12 protein-coding genes are annotated in these 18,213 nt (G+C 65.7%); 5 read left to right on the forward strand and 7 right to left on the reverse strand.

Annotated features, from left to right (window positions below; genetic code table 11):
* Positions 1-144 precede the first annotated feature (144 nt).
* The 4 genes from mobF (at position 145) to OCS65_RS28145 (ending at position 10,453) form a co-directional block, all read left to right on the forward strand.
* Positions 145-4,431, forward strand: coding sequence for a MobF family relaxase (gene mobF, locus OCS65_RS28130; protein WP_263510452.1), 4,287 nt, complete (start codon positions 145-147; stop codon positions 4,429-4,431).
* A gap of 47 nt (positions 4,432-4,478) precedes the next feature.
* Positions 4,479-5,657, forward strand: a complete 1,179-nt coding sequence (locus OCS65_RS28135) for a hypothetical protein (RefSeq protein ID WP_263510453.1) — start codon at positions 4,479-4,481, stop codon at positions 5,655-5,657.
* A 240-nt stretch (positions 5,658-5,897) separates the two neighbouring features.
* Entirely contained in the window at positions 5,898-7,904 is a 2,007-nt protein-coding gene (locus OCS65_RS28140; protein ID WP_263510454.1) for a site-specific DNA-methyltransferase, read from the forward strand.
* Positions 7,901-10,453 carry a DEAD/DEAH box helicase gene (locus OCS65_RS28145; RefSeq protein ID WP_263510455.1) on the forward strand — a complete coding sequence of 851 codons (2,553 nt, stop codon included), beginning with the start codon at positions 7,901-7,903 and terminating at the stop codon, positions 10,451-10,453. Before OCS65_RS28140 ends, OCS65_RS28145 begins: the two co-directional genes overlap by 4 nt.
* A gap of 198 nt (positions 10,454-10,651) precedes the next feature.
* On the opposite strand, the gene OCS65_RS28150 is transcribed toward OCS65_RS28145, so the two are convergent.
* Entirely contained in the window at positions 10,652-11,020 is a 369-nt protein-coding gene (locus tag OCS65_RS28150) for a hypothetical protein (RefSeq protein ID WP_263510456.1), read from the reverse strand.
* 166 nt (positions 11,021-11,186) lie between these two features.
* Here OCS65_RS28150 and OCS65_RS28155 point away from each other — a divergent pair, with 166 nt between their 5' ends.
* Complete coding sequence (locus OCS65_RS28155) at positions 11,187-11,366, forward strand: hypothetical protein (RefSeq protein WP_263510457.1); 180 nt, start codon at positions 11,187-11,189, stop codon at positions 11,364-11,366.
* Between the two features lie 22 nt (positions 11,367-11,388).
* On the opposite strand, the gene OCS65_RS28160 is transcribed toward OCS65_RS28155, so the two are convergent.
* The 6 genes from OCS65_RS28160 to OCS65_RS28185 are packed head-to-tail and all read right to left on the reverse strand — an operon-like array spanning position 11,389 to position 18,198.
* Positions 11,389-11,922 carry a DUF4913 domain-containing protein gene (locus OCS65_RS28160; RefSeq protein WP_263510458.1) on the reverse strand — a complete coding sequence of 178 codons (534 nt, stop codon included), beginning with the start codon at positions 11,920-11,922 and terminating at the stop codon, positions 11,389-11,391.
* A 2-nt stretch (positions 11,923-11,924) separates the two neighbouring features.
* The gene (locus OCS65_RS28165; protein ID WP_263510459.1) at positions 11,925-13,916 is read right to left on the reverse strand and encodes a type IV secretory system conjugative DNA transfer family protein; all 1,992 of its coding nucleotides are present in this window, start codon (positions 13,914-13,916) and stop codon (positions 11,925-11,927) included.
* 16 nt (positions 13,917-13,932) lie between these two features.
* On the reverse strand, positions 13,933-14,481 hold the full coding sequence (locus OCS65_RS28170; RefSeq protein ID WP_263510460.1) for a hypothetical protein: 549 nt from the start codon (positions 14,479-14,481) through the stop codon (positions 13,933-13,935).
* Between the two features lie 14 nt (positions 14,482-14,495).
* A complete protein-coding gene (locus tag OCS65_RS28175; RefSeq protein ID WP_263510461.1) occupies positions 14,496-16,127 on the reverse strand; it encodes a M23 family metallopeptidase in 1,632 nt (543 codons plus the stop codon).
* Complete coding sequence (locus OCS65_RS28180) at positions 16,124-16,438, reverse strand: hypothetical protein (RefSeq protein ID WP_263510462.1); 315 nt, start codon at positions 16,436-16,438, stop codon at positions 16,124-16,126. The genes OCS65_RS28175 and OCS65_RS28180 overlap by 4 nt, the downstream gene beginning before the upstream one ends.
* On the reverse strand, positions 16,435-18,198 hold the full coding sequence (locus OCS65_RS28185; RefSeq protein ID WP_263510463.1) for an ATP-binding protein: 1,764 nt from the start codon (positions 18,196-18,198) through the stop codon (positions 16,435-16,437). The genes OCS65_RS28180 and OCS65_RS28185 overlap by 4 nt, the downstream gene beginning before the upstream one ends.
* Positions 18,199-18,213: the final 15 nt, after the last annotated feature.

The raw sequence follows: 18,213 nt of genomic DNA on the forward strand, positions 1-18,213 counted from the left end.
CTCACGTGCCGAACACACGCAGCTCCACTGCTCTGACAGGACCATCGAGGTCCTGTCAGACCTTGGACCGAACTCCGTTCGTCTCAAAAAATTTCTACACACCTCATGCACTAAAGCTGTGACATGGCATGATCAACTTCCGTGATGACCGTCCACAAGCTCAACGCTGGGGACGGCTATGTCTATCTCACCAAGCACGTTGCCAAGGGCGACGCCACTGAGACCCGCAAGTCCGATGCGGTCGATTACTACGTCACCAAGGGCACTCCACCCGGTATCTGGTGCGGCAAACTCGCCGAGAAGGTCGGTGTCGAGGTCGGCACCGAAGTGACCGAATCGGCGATGCGGGCGGTGTTCGGTGCCGCTCGCACACCTGCCGCATTCGATACCAGGCCCGGACCGAATGCCCCGATCCAAGACCGGCTGAACTGGTCGCGGGCGACGGCGTTGGGCCGGGCATTTTCGTGGTACGAGAACAGCCAGGAGTACGTCAACGACGTCGAGGAACTGTGCAGTTCCTACAAGGCGCAGTACGGCGAATACCCGGCCCCTGATGCGAAGAAGGCGATCCAGCTCTCGACCGCTCGCAAGCATCTTCGCCGCAGGAAGGGCGAGAAGGCCGACCTGCTCAGCGAGCAACAGGTGTGGGAGTTCATCACCGAGCAGTACACCAAGGTTCGGCAGCCGGTGGCCGGTTATGACCTGGTGTTCACGCCGATGAAGTCGGTGTCGTTGCTGTGGGGACTCGGCGACGAGAAGGTCAAGGCCGCGGTCGAGAGAGCCCACGCGCAGGCGGTGTCCGAGACGCTGGAGTGGATCGAGAACGAGGTGATCTACACTCGCCGCGGGGCCGGCGGTGCGCGCAAGGTCAAGGCCGAGGGCCTGCTGGTCGCCCGGTTCGATCACTACGACAATCGTGCCTCCGATCCGAACCTGCACACCCACTGCGCCGTGTTCAACCGGGTGTTGGCCGAGGACAAGTGGACCACGATCGACGGGTCGATTCTGTACAAGGCGAACGTCGCCGCGTCGGAGAAGTACAACACCCGGGTGGCCGATCTGGTGGCCCGCACCCTCGGGGTCACCTTCGCCCCGAGGCCCGATACGCCGGTCGGCAAGCTGCCGGTGCACGAGGTCGACGGCATCCCGTTGTCACTCATCGAGGAGTTCTCCCGCCGAGCCGCTATCGAGGCGCGCCAGGAGGACCTGGCGCGTGAGTACAAGGATCGGTACGGGAAGAACCCGCCGAAGAAGGTGCAGTACGCCCAGGCGCAACAGGCCACCCTCGATACCCGCAACGCGAAGAATCTGCCCCGATCGCTGGTCGAGTTGCGGTCCGAATGGCGCCAGCGCGCCGAGGCGATCCTTGCCGGAAGCGATCCGGCCGAACTGGTCGATGCGGTGCACGGCGAACGCGATCGTCGCCCGCTCTTCTCCCCCACCCAGGTGCCCGCGTTGGTGGAAGACGTCGTCGATGCGCTCTCGCGCAAGGTCGGCACCTGGACGGTGTTCTCGCTGTCCGCCGAGATCGACCGGCAGTTGCGTCAGTTCAGTTTCGACCACGACGACGAGTTGCGGGCGATGTACGACAACGCCCTGGAACTGGCGCTGCGGGACTACTGCCTGCCGACCTTCACCGAGGACTATCGCGGACCGGAGCGCATCACCGAACGCATCGAACGCGGCCTTCGGCGCAGCCAGCTCGTCGATCGCGCCGAGATGCGGTACACCGCACAGGCGGTCCTCGACGCCGAGAAGTTCATGCGCGAGCAGGCGTTCGCCGACGATGAGCGCACCGTCTCCGACTTCGTGATCCGACGCCAGATCAAGCGAGCAGAGCGCAAGGCCGGTCACAGCCTCGGCAACGACCAGATCGCCATGATCGACCACTTCCTCACCGCGAAGAAGCACGTTGCTGTGGCGGTCGGTGCGGCCGGTGCCGGCAAGACCACCGCCGCAACCGTGATCGCCCGTGCCTGGGAGACCCGCTACGGAAAAGTCATCGCGCTGGGTCCGTCGGCCCGTGCCGCGGAGGTGCTCGGGGAAGAGATTTCGGTGGAGGGACGCACCATCGCCGATGTGCTCACCCGCCACCGTGTCGGTCTGCCCACCGGCATCGACAAGGGTGATCTTCTGCTCGTCGACGAGGCGGGCATGGCGTCGGCGCGGGATCTTGCGGACCTGACCCGCATCGCAGTCGAGACCGGTGCGGTGGTGCGATTGCTCGGTGATCCGCAGCAGCTCGCGTCCGTCGAGGCCGGTGGGGTGTTGCGTGATCTGGCCGATCTGACCGGCGCGCCGTTCCTCGAGCAGGTGCACCGTTTCGCCACCGAAGGCGAGGCCGAGGCCAGCCTGCGACTGCGCAGCGGCGATGCATCGGTGCTGGAGTGGTACGCCGGCAACGACCGCATCCGCGAGGACATGGCCCACGAGCTTCCGGACCTGGTGTTCGACGCCTACGTCCGCGACGTCGAGGCCGGCGAGGTCGCGTTGATGGTCGCCCCGACCAACGACCTGGTGCGCCAGCTCAACGAAAAGGCCGCCGCCTACTACCGCACAGGCGGCACCGTCACCGGCCCCGGCATCGTCCTGGCGGACGGTCTCGAGGCCGCGGTCGGCGACGTGGTGGTCACACGAAAGAACAACTCGAAATACGTCGTCAAGCACTCCGACGGCACCAAGTCCGGCCGAGTCAAGAACGGTGATCTGTGGACCGTGGCCGCGATCGGCGACGACGGCTCACTGCGGCTGCGCAACAACGTCAGCGACGGTGAAGTCACCGTCGCGGCCGACTACATCGCCGAGAATGTGCAACTCGGGTACGCGACGACGGTGCACCGCTCCCAGGGCATGACCGTCGGCACCTGCCACGTCCTCGCCGCGGCGAACACGGATCGGCAGTCGCTGTATGTGGCGATGACCCGCGGCAAGCACGCCAACATCGTCTACGCCGCCCACGACGAGCTGCCCGACTGGGACTTCGAACACCCCCAGCAGGACCATCCCGGCGCGACGGGGCTGCTGGCGAGGATCATCGAACGCGACGGCTCGCAGCGCACCGCCCACCAGATGATCGAAGACGCACAGCGCCACGCCGCGTCGTGGTCGAAGATCACCGACATCTACGAGCTGGCTGTGTCCGCGCTGTACGACGACTACACCGAAAAGCTGCTGTCGTCGATCCTCACCGAACGTCAGCTCGGATGGGTGCACGACCTCGGCGGCTGGGATGCCGTCGTCACCTGCGTCACGCAAGCAGAAACCTTCGGCTGGGACACCCAGACTCTGCTGCGCGAAGCCGCCGAGGAACTACGCGAGCAGGGACGGGCCGGGCAGGTCGATGACGGCAAGAACGCTCCCGGCCGGGTCATGGCTCGGGCACTGCGCACGCGCATCGCGCCCGAGGACGGACCGGCCTTGCCGCGCACCCGCCGCGACGATCTGGCGCGTTACAAGGTGCCGGCCTTGACCGACGCGGCGGCCGAGATGGACCCGATCCTCGCCGCCTATGCTCGTGCCCAGCAACAGCAGATGCACGCCTTCATCGACTCGTATCTCACGCGGGCGATCGAGCAGAACGTCCCGTGGGTTGCGGCCGTGGGTACCCCCGTCGAGGATCCGCGGCGAGTGCGGCTGTGGGAGAAGGCGGTGCGCGAGATCGCGATCTCGCGGGTGACCTCGAACGCACCCGACGACGAGCACGAGCCCCTGGCCTACCTCCGCGGTGCCCGCCGCGAGAAGGTCGAATCCGTGATCGAGCGGCTGGTCGCGACGCCGGCCGGGCGCCGGAAGTCGGCGGATCCGTCCTCGCCGCACGCCCGCTACAGCGACACCGAACTGTTCGCTGCACGCCAGTCCAGCCTGCGACGGCTCGGTGAGGATCGGCACCTTCTGGCCTTGGCCGAAGACGAATTCGCCCGTGTCAGCGGCACCGATTCGGCGGTGACGGCCGTCGATGAGCGTGTCGCCGAGGTCGAACGGAAGGATCGACACATCCAGGCGGTGCGCGCCTCGCGTGCCTCGCTCGAACGCCTGCGCACCGATCCGTCCGCGACCGCCGAGCAGATCGCCGCAGCAGTGACGGCGCTGTCGGTGGCCGAGCAGACCGCGCCCCCGGAGCGGGACTGGCCGATCATCGAACGCTCCGCGCAGTTCAACCGCGCCGCAGCTGCCCACCGGGACCGTGCCCATGTGATCGACGAACAGGCAATCGGCCGGGTTCGAGACCGCATCACCCGCCTGGAGGAAGGACTGCGCAACGAGCAGACCCTCCTCGACCAGATCGACGCCGAAATCGCCCGGCGTGAGCAGGACGGAACACCACCCGAGACACGCCGTACCCGGCCCCAGGCGAGCACACCGCCGCCGACGAGTACGCACCCCGAGCTGGACCCGACCCAGCGCGAGTCCGGTCCCGAGGTGCAGTGGTGACACCGACACATCTGTACTGCACGACGAGAAAAGTGAGGACTTCGCCGATGGCTGACACCGACCGCACCCGCCGTTTTCGTCGCACGCGCCCCCACCAGAGCGGCGACGCTGCCGCGTTCATCGACGCCCGCGCCGCCCGGAATGCTGCGCCGCAACAACTCCCGGCGCAGCCCCAACCGCGACCGGCTGCGGTGCAGGCACGCCAGGACGTCGTGGATGTCGCCGCGTTCGTCCGCAAGGTCGAAACCGAACGCAGCCAAGGCCGGCCCGCACCCCAGCCCCAGCCGATGAAGACCGTCCTCGGTGCCTTCCACGGATCCCCGGCCACCCAGACCACCGTGCAGATCCTCGCCGCCGCAGCCACCGCCCGGTACTTCGGCGGCGAGAACTCCGCCGCGGCCCGCAAGTGGCAACGGCTCGTGCAGGACAACGCGGCCCGCCTCGAGGCAATGCGGGCCGCGCAGTACCGGCAGGATCAGGCCCGCTGCGTCCAGGCCCAGATGCCGCCAGAAGAGATGGACCGCCAGCTTCGTGCCCGTGTCGCCGCCGACCGGGAGGTCGATCGGCGGGCCTTCGACGCGGCCGGTGCGGTGGCGCTGAGCTACGTCGCAGCCAAAGCACTGCCCCCGTTCGACAAGCTCGCCGAGCTGTCCCACACGCATCTGGCTGCCCCAGAACCGACACCGGTCCCGCCTGAAGTCGCCACCAGCCTGCAGACGCAGACTCACGCTGCACAGGCGGGGGCCGTCACCGAACAGGCCGACCCCGAGGCAGAAGCCGACCGCGGGATCGACCTCGACAAGCCCGCAGTCCCGGCAGAACCGCAGACCGAACAGGACGTCCAGACCGACACCGGGGCCGTCGAGGGGGCGGATGTGTCCGATCGGCTTGAGCAGGTGCAGACCGAACCGACCATGTCATCCGAAGCCAAAGGGGGAGCGAATCTCGAACAGATCGGGTCCGCGCTCGAGAAGGCCGGCCGAGGCATCGGGGCCGCGATCGGCCCGATCAACGGCAACGACGAGGTAGCCCCTCCCCTCTCCCCTGTGGATCTCAACCAGCTCAGCCAGGAACTGCTCGACGCGATCGCCGCTGCGATGAGCAGTCACCCCCGGTCGGTGACCAAGATGCTCAACATCGAACGCCGACCCGACCACACGAACGAGATTGCGTTCGTTCCCGACCTGGGGGTCGAACACCGCCAGAAAGCCACCCTCACGAACTGACCGGGCACCGGTGGTGGGTGGGTGGTCGGCCGACATGCCGAACCCGACGGTCTCTTCACGCTGTTGGAGGTGTTGTAAGCGCATTCCCTCTGGTGTCTTCCTGATCCTCGAAGGGATCGACTGGTTGAATCAGCGGGCCACGGCCCGCCCTCCTCAGTCCAAACCCAAGACTGATCGGCTGGGGACGACCTCATAGACTGCCCTGGTATTTCACTGAATGCGACGCATCTAAGGGGCGAAGTGAGCGACGAATCAAACGTCCTGGATCAGCTTATTTCTCGTATCGATGACCCTAACTTGCAGAATCAGCTTGCCCACGAAGTCGAGCTCCTGCGCAGCTCTCGTCGGTTCGGGCTCGTGTTTGATCGGCACCTGCCGGAGTCCGTCCGTCTCCCTGATCACCCGATTCGTAAGGGTGTTCGGGTAGCCCTGCGCGACGAATCATCGACAGAGACCTGGATCGTCGAGCGATTCACTGATCGCACCCGTGAGGTCGTCGTGCTGAGCGGTAGTGGAGGTGAACGGCATGTCTCCGAACTAATAGTGGTCCGCGAGTTCGGCGAGCCGATCTACCCTGGCCTGCGATCGATCGAGCGGATTGAGAACGGTCCGTCCGACGCCCCGTGGCACGTTGTGATCAATGGCGAGAACTTTCACGCCCTCCAGACCTTGAGATCCACACACCGCGGCAAGGTCGACCTGATCTATATCGATCCGCCCTACAACACGGGTAACGAGGGTTGGATCTACAACGACCGCTACGTCGACCAGAACGACCGGGCCAAGTCGTCGAAGTGGCTGTCGTTCATGGAGCGTCGACTGTTGATTGCTCGGGACCTGCTGAAGCCAACCGGTGTCATCATCGTGGCTATTGGCGACGATGAACAGCACCGACTGCGCATGCTGCTAGATCAAGTCTTGGGAGATCAAAACTTCCTGGCCAATATTACGTGGCAAGGCAGCGGCAAGAATGATGCTCGGTACACCGCTGGTGGCGTCGACTACATGGTTGTGTATGCGCGAAATGAAGAAGCACTTACAGCTTCCGGTCGGCGTTGGAAGGAACATAAGCCGGGGGTCGATCGTGTCCTAGACGCCGCGGAAAAATCGTGGAAAGAATCTGGCGGAGACCCGGAGAGTGCGACCAAACTCTACAGATCCATGCTCCGATCGATGCGAAAAGAGCTGGAGCCTTCGGTTTTTCGATATGACCAAATTGACGAACAAGGGCGAGTGTTCCAAGCGGACAATTTGACGAGCCCAAATCGACGGCCGAACCTCATGTACGAAGTTTTCCATCCCGATACGAGTCGTCCCGTTCCGACCCCGGTCAACGGCTGGCGCTACGCAGAGGACACGATGGCGACTCTCATCGAAGAAGGACGAATACTGTTCGGCCCCGACGAGTCCACGACGCCTCGTCTCAAGCGTCTTCTGGTTGACCAGCTGGATCGAGTTCCTTACCCCACCTTCACGGAGCCGCGTATGCCAGGTTCTCGGCGGTTGGAGGCGGTGCTGGGTGATCGCAGGTTCCCGAACCCGAAAGACGTGGAGGTTATCAAGCGGTGGATTGGCATAGTCGCTCCGCCTGATGGCATAGTCCTCGACTTCTTCGGAGGATCAGGAACAACCACCGAAGCTGTTATCCAGCTCAACGCGCTGGATTCCGGCTCACGCCAGTCCATACTCGTGACCAATAACGAAGTTGGCGCTAAGGAAGCCAAGAATCTACGAAAGTCTGGGTTCCACCCGGGAGACCCAGAGTGGGAAAAACATGGCGTGTTCGAGTACGTATGTCGGCCCAGGATTTCGACAGTCGTTACCGGAAAACGCCCTAATGGGTCGGTGTATTCGGATGGGTTTAAGGCAAATGTAGAGATGTTTGATCTCACATATCTTGACCCTGGCATGGTACGTCGCGGACACGAGTTCAAGCCGGTCGCACCGCTGATGTGGCTCGAAGGCGGTGCCCGCGGCCCCCGGATTGACGAAGTCCCTGACAAGGGTTGGGTGCTCTCTGCCCACTATGGCGTCCTGTTTGACATCGACGTCCTGACCGAGTTCGCGGGTGCAGTAGTCGATGCCTCGACCACGGGAGCACCACCGACGGTGTTGTTCATCATTACGGACTCCGAAGCCGAGTACCAGGAAGCTGTCAGTCGCCTCCCTGTTGGCATCGAGACCGTTCAGCTTTACGAGGACTATCTGTCGAATTACACGATCAATATCAACGGTGGTGCGCGATGAAGTTCACTCTGGAGCCCTACCAGAGCAAAGCGGTCGAGGGGGTGCTGTCCAACCTCGCCAAGGCTCGCGCCGGGTACCTCGAGGACGGTGAGCGCTCCGCTATCGGCCTAACGGCTCCCACTGGCGCTGGTAAGACGGTGATCGCCACGGCGGTGCTTGAAGGCATCTACAAGGGCACTCCGACACGTGCTCCCATCCCACAAATGACGGTTCTGTGGATCACTGACGACCGCGCACTCAACGCGCAAACCATCAGCAAGATCACCCAGGCGTCCGGCGGTTCGATCGACATCAACCGCATCTGGTACATCGGGGAGGTCGACCAGCGCACGCTCGAGCCGGGTTTCATCTACTTCGTCCACATCCAGGCGATGCAGAAGAACTCTACGCTGCATGCCGTCCGGGCTGACGGCAGTCCGAATGACAAGCGTAGCTATGGAGCCTGGGACATGATCGCCAACACCGTACGCGACCGAGGCCAGGACTTCCTGGTGATTTGGGATGAGGCCCACCGGGGGTCGGGTACCAAGAACGCTGATCGCAAGTCGATCGCCGGGACCATCGTCGGCGGTGGCCCTACCAATATCGGCACCGTGCAGCCTCCGGCGCCGGTGGTCTTGGGCATCTCGGCGACGCCGGATCGATTCCAGGCGGCCATGCAGGCCGCCGACCGCACGATGCGGCTGGTCGACGTCAAGCCGGGTGACGTCCGCGAATCTGGGTTGCTCAAAGACCGCATCCTGTTGCGTAGCCTCGGCGAGTCACAGGCAGCTGATAACACAATGCTCGCGCTCGCAGTCAAGGATCTGAAGTCGTCCGATGCAGCATGGCATATCCACCACGAGACCACTGGAGATCGGCTCGTCAAACCACTGCTGGTTGTTCAGGTTGAGCAGGGCCTGCCGCCGGCTAAGGAAGACGCGCGACTCGCCGAGACCCTGGCGGTGCTGGAATCCACATGGCCGGAGCTGTCCGACTATGCCATCGCTCATTCGTTCGGTGACCCTCACGGTCCGAAGAAGGTCGGTAACAAGACCATTCGCTACCTGCCGCCTGAGGCGATCTCCGGTGACGACCAGGCCCGTGTAGTTCTGTTCAAGTCCGCATTGACCACCGGTTGGGATTGTCCTCGGGCCGAGGTGATGATCTCGTTTCAGAACAAGGACAGCTTTACGGAAATCGCCCAGTTGATCGGCCGACTCGTCCGCACACCGCTGACCAAGCGCATCGAAGGTGGCGATGACCGACTCAACGAGGTTGCCGCCTACCTGCCCGGTTTCCGCACTGAGCATGTCGCCCGCGTCGTGAACGCTTTGACCGAGGACGAAACTGTCGAGGTCGACGTCGTTGTTTCCCCTGTCATGTGTGAGAAGTCCCCGGACGTGCCCGCCGAATTATTCGATCTGCTTGACACCGTGCCGTCCCACAGACGGCAGAGGGCGGTGTTCAGCTCCCGTACAGGCCAGCTGATGCACCTGGCGGCGGCGCTGACCGAACACGGCATCGTCGAACGCGGATCTGCGAAGGCCAAGCAATGGATCGTGGACCAGATTCGTGCTGCCGACAGTCAGCGCAGTAGTGAAATCGATGTCAAGGTCAAGGACATCATGTCGTTGACCATCAGCACCACGATGGTCTCCTATGGAGAGACCATTCTGCAGAGTATCGGGAACTCCGATACCCCTACCAACGAACGCGATCTGGAAGGCTACTTTCGGAAAGCCAAGCGCCTGCTCCCGGACGGCTCGGCCAACTGGTACTTCAACGACCTGTGTGACCGGGACTACGACGACGTCGATGCCAACGCACGCCTGGCAGCGATGGCCGATCTAGGGTTCAAAGACATAATCGAGGAACAGGCCGAAGCTCTCATCACCAGCTGGCGTCAACAACATGCCGCCAAAATCTCCGCGAAACCCCGTCACGTCCGGGATCAGATCGAACCGCTGTGGCACCTTGGGAACACACCCATGGTTCCTACGACCGTCGAAGTACGCGATGTCTACCCCGCAGCGACGGAGAGGGTGCGGGGTAAGGATGTCGAGCCGATCGACACATATCCGCATCATATCTACGTGATCCTGGAGGGGAAGCACGCAGGTAGGTTCCCTGTCGATACTTCTCGCTCGTCGTGGGAGCGACAAGTCCTCGACTCCGAGCTCGCCTCCGAGACCCTCGTCGGTTGGTACCGCAATCCCTCGTCCGGTCGGCACGCACTTGCCGTGCCCTACGAGTTCGGCGACAAGTACCAGCTCATGCACCCGGACTTTTTGTTCTGGCACGACGACGGCGACGGCGAGTACGTCATGGACATCGTTGATCCGCACAGGTTCGACCTCGCTGATACCTCGGCGAAGTGGTCGGCTTTGGCCTGGTATGCCCAAGACCATCCTGACCGCATCCGCCGCTGCATTGCTGTTGCCAAGGTGGGTGATTCACTGCGGGCTCTTGACCTGACAACCCCGGGCATCGCGGAGCGGATCGCTAAAGCAACGAATCAGAATCTGATGGAGGCCGTCTTCATAGCCGAGGGAGTGGCATACCCGTGACAAGCTTTACGGAATGCTCGCGCTGAAGTTTCTGGCCAAGTGCGTCGGACAGTGCCGTAGCGCAGGATCCTGCACGACATGACCGCTGCGTCGCCACAGCGGTCATGTCGTGCGTCGCTCAGGAATCAGCGGTCTGCGCCTGCTGCACCGCAATCGTGGCCAACTCGATCGCCTGGCGTGTGCCCTGGCCGCTTCCCATCAGTGTCCCCGGCCGATAGTGAGCTGGACGATCGAGGGCCCCACCTTGGCGGTGACCCAGTAGGTCGAGCTCGCAGGCACATCCGGGTACCGGATCATTGTGGTGGTTTGTATCCGGGCTACGGACTCGTCACCGACCGCAGTGTCGAAGACTTCCTGATGTACATCGAAGGTGTAACCGGCCGTCCCGGCACCCATCTGCCAGGATACGCACTGGCCAACCACCTCCTGATACGCCGCCAACGCTTCGGTCGCGGCGTGCTCGTCCCGATACACGAACGCCTGACTGGGGATCGTTTCGACTTCGGCGGCCTGATCGAAATACCAGGCTGCAGCGGCATCGTCGGTCATCTCGTCGGTGCGCAGCATCCAGGACTGATTGCTGCACTCCGGCTGCGACGCCTCTTGGCGCTCGGTCGACTCGGGGTCGCCGTCATCATCCGGTTTCCACCCCGCTCCGGGCAGCTGATCGGCTGACAGGACCAACTCGTCCGCGGCGGGAACCGCCGAGTCCCCCGTGGCAGCAGGCGCCGTGGTGACAGCCGTCGTTGAGGCGAGCGTGGTCGTGGGAGCGGTGCTCGAGGAGGACGACACCGACGATGACGGTTCCGGTGTCGTCTCGACGTCGCCACTCGACGAGCATCCCGACACACCCAGTGCGGTCGCCCCGGCCATCGACACCACAGGTGCCCACCGCCGAGCTGTTCCCTGGTAGATCCTTAACATGAAGCAGAAGGTTAGTTGTGCTGGCCGAGAATCCTGTCGATCAGGTTGGGGGGAACTGGGTCGGCGGGCATGGCTGGCCAGCCCATGAAGCTGCGGTCGGATTTGGCGTTGGCCATCGGGCCGGTATCGCCGTCGAGGATGACGCGCAGGTGTGGTTCGAGGTGTTGGATCCACCACGATGACATGGCCGACATCGAATCCGACACCCGCGCTTCCTCCCATGCCTGGTGCAGCGCGGTTAGCCGGGCGACGACCTCCGGGTACGCCCACCATCGCGGGTCCCAGGACAGCCCACCGTCGTTGTCGCTGATCCGACGGCGGATCACCGGCAGGAAGAAGCCGTTGACCCACTCGATGACGTTGGCGAACTTCGGGTCCTTCGCCAACGGTGCGTCCGCCTCGTCTTCGTACTCGGCGGCGGGATCGTCTGTCTCGTCCTCCTCCGTGTCCTCGTCCGCCTCGTATTCGTCTTCGTACTCATAACCGTCGGGTGCTTCGTTGCTGGTGTCCCACTCGTCGGACGCTGCGGTGTTGACCTCGACCATGTTCAGTCCTTTGCCAGAAACTCGGAGTGGAAGAGCCGGTCGGCACGAGAAGTCTCGGGCGTGGGCTCGAGGGGAATAGGTGCGGTGTCGCTCTGGTCGTCGGCCAGCATCACCATGTCGGCGACGACGACGGGCCGATCGGATTCACCGACAGGCAGAGCCTTCTGCTGGACGGGGCCGAGCTGCTTGCTTTCCTGCTTGGACTGGCGGATCTTCTCGGCGAACTGGGAGTCACCCCAGAACGCCTTGCGGACCAGGATCGGGGTGGAGCCACCGATCGTGACCAGGGCGCGGGTTTTCGGCAGTGCCCGCAGGTCCCGCTTTTCGAAGATGGTTTCCTTCTGCCAGTTGTTCGACACGCTCGACTGGCTGCTGGAGAAGAAGCCGGCGGGGCGGCTGCGGGATTCGGTGTCGACGTAGTGGGTGCCGACTGCATCGACCAGGCCGGACAGGAACGCGTCGTCGTCGACGTTGCCGCCGTACCAGATGATGCTGGATGCATCGACCATGGCCTGGAACGCTTCGCGGCCCCAGACCTTCTCGCCCTGGGAGGGGGACTGGAAGAAGGTGATGAGGATGATGCCGCGGCCGCCGAAGTGTGAGTACCAGCGCGGCAGGTCTTCGATCTTGCAGATGTTGGCGGCCTCGTCGAGCACCGCGGTGAATGGGATCGGCATCCGTTCCGAGTCCTGCTGTTCGGAGTATTCCTCGGCGCAGGTGAGGATCTGCCCGACCAGGGCACTCGAGAGCGCCGAGGACGAGCCGGGCCCGTCCTTGGACAGCGCATACATCGTGTCGGTGCGGGTGGCGAACTCTTCGGCGATGAACTCCGGCAGATTGTGGACACGGCGACCGGGGGTGACGGTGACCTGGCCGGTCTGATCGGTGCCGATGACCACCCGTCGGTTCGGCAGGACCGCGTCGGCGTAGCGAGGCTCGTCCAACGGGGACAGGAAGCGCCGGGCCATGTCGTAGAAGCCGTCGCGCTGCTTGGCGTTGACGGCCTGCTTGCCGCGCATCGTGCGCGCCAGCTCCGGGTAGCCGTGCTGCTCGAGCACCGCCGGGGGAATCTGCGACTGGGTGTGGGTCAGCCACTCGACCACATGCCGGACGTCCCCGCCGGCCAGGGCGGCGGCGAGCAGGTAGGAGGCGAACAGGTCGCGGGCGTTGCCGTCGAAGTAGGCATCGACGCGGGCGCCGGGATCGGTGGCGGCGGAGATGAAGTAGCCGCACACGACCGCGGCGGACGGCAGGTCGGTGACCGTGCGCAGCGGATCGAACCAGAACGTGGCTCGCTGTTGCCGGTTGCCGGTGGTCACGCCCTGCAGGTCGAACACCCACACCCGCCCGCTCTGGCGGCGGATACCGACGGTGTGCGAGTACACGTCACCGCGGTTGGAGGCCACCAACGCCGCCCCGGGGGCGTGGCAGATCGCCGGGATCGCGAAGGATGCGGACTTGCCCATCCGGGCGCCGGCGAACGCAATCGCCACAAATTCCCAGGTCATCCGCAGGGTGCGGTGGCCGACCACGGTGTCACCGAGCGGGATGCCGAGATAGCCGGGATGGGTCTTCGGGATCGCCGGGGCGAGCCGGTCGGTGCTGGCGGCGAGGTACGTCGGGTCGGCCTCGTCGACCTCCTTTGGGTCGACCATCGTGCGGGCGAGACGATCGATGCGCTTCTCGAAGCGGGTGCCCCGAAGGGTCTCGAGCACCCCGAACCGGCGCAGCGCCCACCACCCAGCCCCGGCGACCGCCGCGACCAGCACCACTTCGAGGATCAGGACGGTCGTCGCGCCGGCCGGCCAGCTCGTCGCCCCGAACGCCAGGGCGAACAGCAGGCCGAGGGGGTTCCAGGTGGGGTCTTGGCCCCCGCCGGTGTTGTAGGCGATCGTCGGCAGATACGCCGCCACCGCGACGAAGGGAAATACGGTGAGGATCACCTCGTCGGCGCCCGAGGATGTGCGAGGCCGATCGCGCCTTGTCTGTGCCATCGTCGTGCGCCCCTTTCTACTGCTGGTATCGGTAGTCGGTCAGCCGCCACCCGTCGTCGGTGCGGGTGACGGTGGTGCGCCAGGTCTGCGGGGTCAGGCGGGTGCTGCGCCCGCCGGCGTGCAGCACCGTCTGGGTGCAGGTGACGTCGATGACGAGGGTGCGCATCCCGTCCGGTGCGGCCGGGGTCGAGTCGGCCCGCACACAGGTCGCGGCCACCGCGTCCTTCGACGCCGCCCACTGCTGCCAGTCCGCATCCGGGCGTACCTCGGCGCGGGTGCCGGATTCGGCGACGGCGAGCAGGTCCCCGCCGAGATACGCCGTGGCCCGGATCAGGGCGTCGGTCTTGCTCTCGTCGAGCGCGGGCTGCCAGGACAGGATCATCTGCATGGCCGTGATCGCGGTCTGGTCGGCGTCGCTCTGCTGCGGCGAGAGCGGCTCGATCACCTGGTGGTCGTCGCTGCCCTCATGCACGTGCTGGTCGCGGGTGGTGTCGCTGCCGCAGCCGGCCAGGGCGACGGCGGCCGCGGTGCACACTGCCGCGACGGTGATGCGTGTGATCCTCACGGGCTTACCTCTTGTCACTGGTTGCTCCTCGCCCGGTACTTCGGTTCGGCGGCGATGATCGTGTCGGCGTAGGGGCGGGTCTGCACCACGTAGTCGGGGTGCCCGGTCGGGAACCCCCCGGAGGCCAGGACCGCGCCTTCGCCGGCGTTGTAGCCGGCCAGGTACAGCTCGGTGCGCCCGTTCGGGGCGGAGACCACCCCGTCTGCGATCGCGCCGTCGATGGTGGCGGCGAGGGTGCACATGTAATGGCCCTGGGCCATGACCGCATCGCCGATGCTGTTCACATCGACCCGGCCGTCGCCGTCGTAGTCCCGGCCGTAGGACGCCCACGTGCCCGGCATGAACTGCGCCGGCCCCCTCGCCCCGGTCACCGACACCGGAGCCGACTCCCCATGACGGAAGCCGTTCTCGGCGGCGAGCTGCGCGGCGAGCAACGAGGGCTTGATCTGCGGGCAGATCGACCCGGCCCGCTCGAGCCACGGCACGAACTCCGGCGGCACGCTGCCGTCGGCGAGCCGGTCGCCCAGCCCCTCACCGGAGACGAGGCAGTCCGCCGGCGCGGCGGTGGCGTTGCCGCTGCCACCGGGCAGCGACCCCCACGACACCAACCTCTCGTCGGTGCCCTGACCCCGGACGCTGATGTGCACGTGGTCGAAGTGGTTCTCGGTTTCGCTGCCACGGTCCTCCATCAGGCTCGGGGCACCGCCGACGGGATAGTAGGTCTGCCGCCAGATCACGTACTCGACGCCGAAGAACTCTGCGTTGGCCAGGATGTAATCGGTGATCTCGTCCCCGAGGGCCACCCCGTCGCCGGAGCGGTAGTTGCCGATCATCACATCCACAGCCCGGCCTTCGGTGTGGTCGGTGGCGTAACCACCGTCGGCACGCCACCCGCCGAGGCCCGCGATCCGATCCCCGAACTTCAGGTGCGTCGCCCGAGCGAGTTTCTTCGCATCGACCTGCAGGCCCTGCTCGGAGCCGGCCGACGGCGGCAACGGCTGCGCCAAGCTGCCGTTGGACGGGGCCGGCGGCACCGGCGTGGTCGGCCCGGCCGAGGATTCCCCCGGTGCGGGAGCGGAGTCGTAGTACGGCAGCGGGTCCACCGCTGCGGTGCCCCAGCCGCCCGGCCAGAGTTCCCAGTGCAGGTGCGGACCGGTCGATTCTCCCCGGTTGCCGAGGGTGGCGATCTGCTGACCGGCACGAACCTGCTCACCGACGGCGACGGTGTAGGTGTCGATGTGCCCGTACACGGTGGACACCAACTGCCCGTCCTGCACGTGGTCGAGCACCACCCACTGCCCGAACCCGCTGGCGGGACCGGCGTGGCGCACCACCCCGTCGGCCGAGGCATAGATCGGGGTGCCGACGGCGCCGGCCAGGTCGATGCCCTGATGCCGGGTCCCCCACCGCTGGCCGAACCCGGAGGTGACGGTGACCGCGGAGGGATCGACCGGCTTGAGGAACGAGCCCCTCGGGGCGAGCGTGTCCCCCGACCCGAGACCACTACCGGGGCCAAGGCAACTCGTGCCGTTCTCGCGGTCTTCCTCGTCCGCAATCCGCATCACCAGCACGAGAAGCAGGAAGAACGGAACGAGGACGAGCGCCAGGATCAGCGCGATCAGCCCGGTGCCCCCCTTGTCGGTCACCGCAGACTCAGACCCTCGATCACGACCCCGTGCTTGCGCGCCAACGCCCGGTTCAGCTCCCGCGCCAGCGCCAGCTCCGCCTCCAGGGCGGCGACATCGCGTTCGGTGCGGCGGGGACGCCGGCCGGAGCGGTTGACCCAGCCCCGCACCGTTGTTTCGGCCACCTCCAGCTGCGCGGCGGCGGCTCGCGTCGCGGCGGTGAAGCTGTCGCCGGCCTGCATGCGCTGAAGGACCGCCTCGATCGCGGCGTCGCGGGTGAGGTCGTCGACGAGGGTGTACCGGCGGCGGCCGGGACGGCCACGCCCGCTCATGCCGCGAACTCCGTGCCCCGGTCTTCGTCGGCGGCCCGCAGACGGGCATCGGTGTCGTGAATCCCGGAGTCCTTCTCCGCCGGGGGCACCCACACCTTGAACGGGGTGCCCGGTGTCGCGCCTTCGCCGAGCTTGAGCAGGAAGTGCCCGACACCGGCGGCGGTGCGCGTGCTGTCCGCCACGCCGGGATCGTCGGCGGCCGCGCCGAGGGTCGCCTTGCGGCGGGCTTGGCGCAGCGCCTTCTTCTCCTCCACCGAGGAGGTGGTGTCGTTGGCCCAGCCGGTGACCATCGCGCGTTCTGCCTGCGAGAACGTCATGAAGTGGGCGAGGCGGTCGAGTTCGGCGTCGGGGACCGGGCCGATGATCCGGGCGCGGGAGCGTTCGATCATGCCCAGCGCGCCGACCTTCTCGAAGTCCGCCAGCGAGTGGGTGACCAGCGTCATCGCCACGCCCATCGACCGCTGCAACCGCTGCACCGCATCCAACCGGGCCACCGCCGAGCTGCCGGTCTGGATCACCTGCCACACCTCGTCCAAGATGATGTGCGCCGCGATCGACTTCGCGCCGGGCACCTTGTTGTCGGCCAGGATGTGCGCCGCCTCCACCGCCGCGAACGCTTCGTTCCACCCGGCGAGCAGCACCGCGGCCCGCATCAGCTCGTCCCCCGGCGGGACCGAGGACATGTCCAAATCGACCATCGGTTTGGTGATATCGATCCGCACGGTGCTGTGCCGGTTGAAGGTTTCCCCGAACCGGCCCTTGACCAGCGCGCGCAGTGAGCGCAGCAGCGGTTTGATCTGGCCGCGGTATTCCTCGGCGGTGTCGGCCACCGCGTCGTCGAGCAGCTCGCCGGGGCCGGAGGCGATCAGCGTCAGCAGATCCTCGATCCGGGCAGCACGATCGTTGTCGAACGTCGAGCCGGGTGCGTAGAGCAGCCGGATCGCCGAGGCCAGCAGGGTTTCCTCGAAGTCCTTCAGCGGGCCGCGGCGGACGATCTCGAGCAGCGCGCAGATCATGTTGAGCTGGCGCGCGTGCAACGCGAACTCGGCCTTCTCCCGCTCGAGCGAGCCTGCCGGGAGCTGTTCGATCGCGTCGCCGATCGGGCCGCGGCCCAGCGGGTTGATCGCGCCGGTGCCGTAGCCGACCTCGCTGACCTGCCCGCCGACCTGCTCGGCGAGCACCCGCAGGTCCGGCTTGACGTCACCGGGCACGAGCACCAACGTGCCGCGGGCAATGTCCCCCAGGGCGATCCGGCGCAGCAGCGTCGATTTGCCGAAACCGTTGAGCGCGCAGATGAAACACGACGGGGCGGTGATCGCCTTCATCGTCCAGGCGTAGAGCGGATCGAAACCCACGGCGGCTCCGGTGGTCAGATGCCGGCCCAGCGGGGTGCCCAGCAGCGGGGCCTTCGCCCCGACGATCCACGGGTAGATCCCGGCGACCTGAACCGAGGTGCCCCGGTATTCGACCGGGGGCATCACCGTGGACATCCGGCCCCCACCGGGGCCGTCGAATCCGCGGGCGTCGAGATCAGCGACCTCCCGGTCGAAGCCGTCGGAGTTGATCCGGGTCAACCGCTCCACCGTCGCCCGGCGACTGTACTGGCGGGTGACCAGGCTTTTCTTCCATGCCTTCTTGAGCCCGGTTGCGGTGGCGGCCTGCTCTTCGAGGCGGGACAGCTCTTCGTCCGACAGCAGGGTCTTGGCGATCTTCTCCGCTGTGAGCAGCCGCGACGATCTCGTGGCGTTGCGTGCACTCATGCCTCTAGCCCTTTG

This window comes from Rhodococcus aetherivorans (assembly GCF_025722975.1).
Taxonomy (GTDB): domain Bacteria; phylum Actinomycetota; class Actinomycetes; order Mycobacteriales; family Mycobacteriaceae; genus Rhodococcus; species Rhodococcus aetherivorans.

Bases quoted from the DNA above. Each gene is read 5' to 3' on its own strand.
- mobF (WP_263510452.1), top strand. From the start codon at position 145: ATGACCGTCCACAAGCTCAACGCTGGGGACGGCTATGTCTATCTCACC.
- OCS65_RS28135 (WP_263510453.1), top strand. From the start codon at position 4,479: ATGGCTGACACCGACCGCACCCGCCGTTTTCGTCGCACGCGCCCCCAC.
- OCS65_RS28145 (WP_263510455.1), top strand. From the start codon at position 7,901: ATGAAGTTCACTCTGGAGCCCTACCAGAGCAAAGCGGTCGAGGGGGTG.
- OCS65_RS28150 (WP_263510456.1), bottom strand. From the start codon at position 11,020: ATGCTGCGCACCGACGAGATGACCGACGATGCCGCTGCAGCCTGGTAT.
- OCS65_RS28160 (WP_263510458.1), bottom strand. From the start codon at position 11,922: ATGGTCGAGGTCAACACCGCAGCGTCCGACGAGTGGGACACCAGCAAC.
- OCS65_RS28165 (WP_263510459.1), bottom strand. From the start codon at position 13,916: ATGGCACAGACAAGGCGCGATCGGCCTCGCACATCCTCGGGCGCCGAC.
- OCS65_RS28180 (WP_263510462.1), bottom strand. From the start codon at position 16,438: ATGAGCGGGCGTGGCCGTCCCGGCCGCCGCCGGTACACCCTCGTCGAC.
- OCS65_RS28185 (WP_263510463.1), bottom strand. From the start codon at position 18,198: ATGAGTGCACGCAACGCCACGAGATCGTCGCGGCTGCTCACAGCGGAG.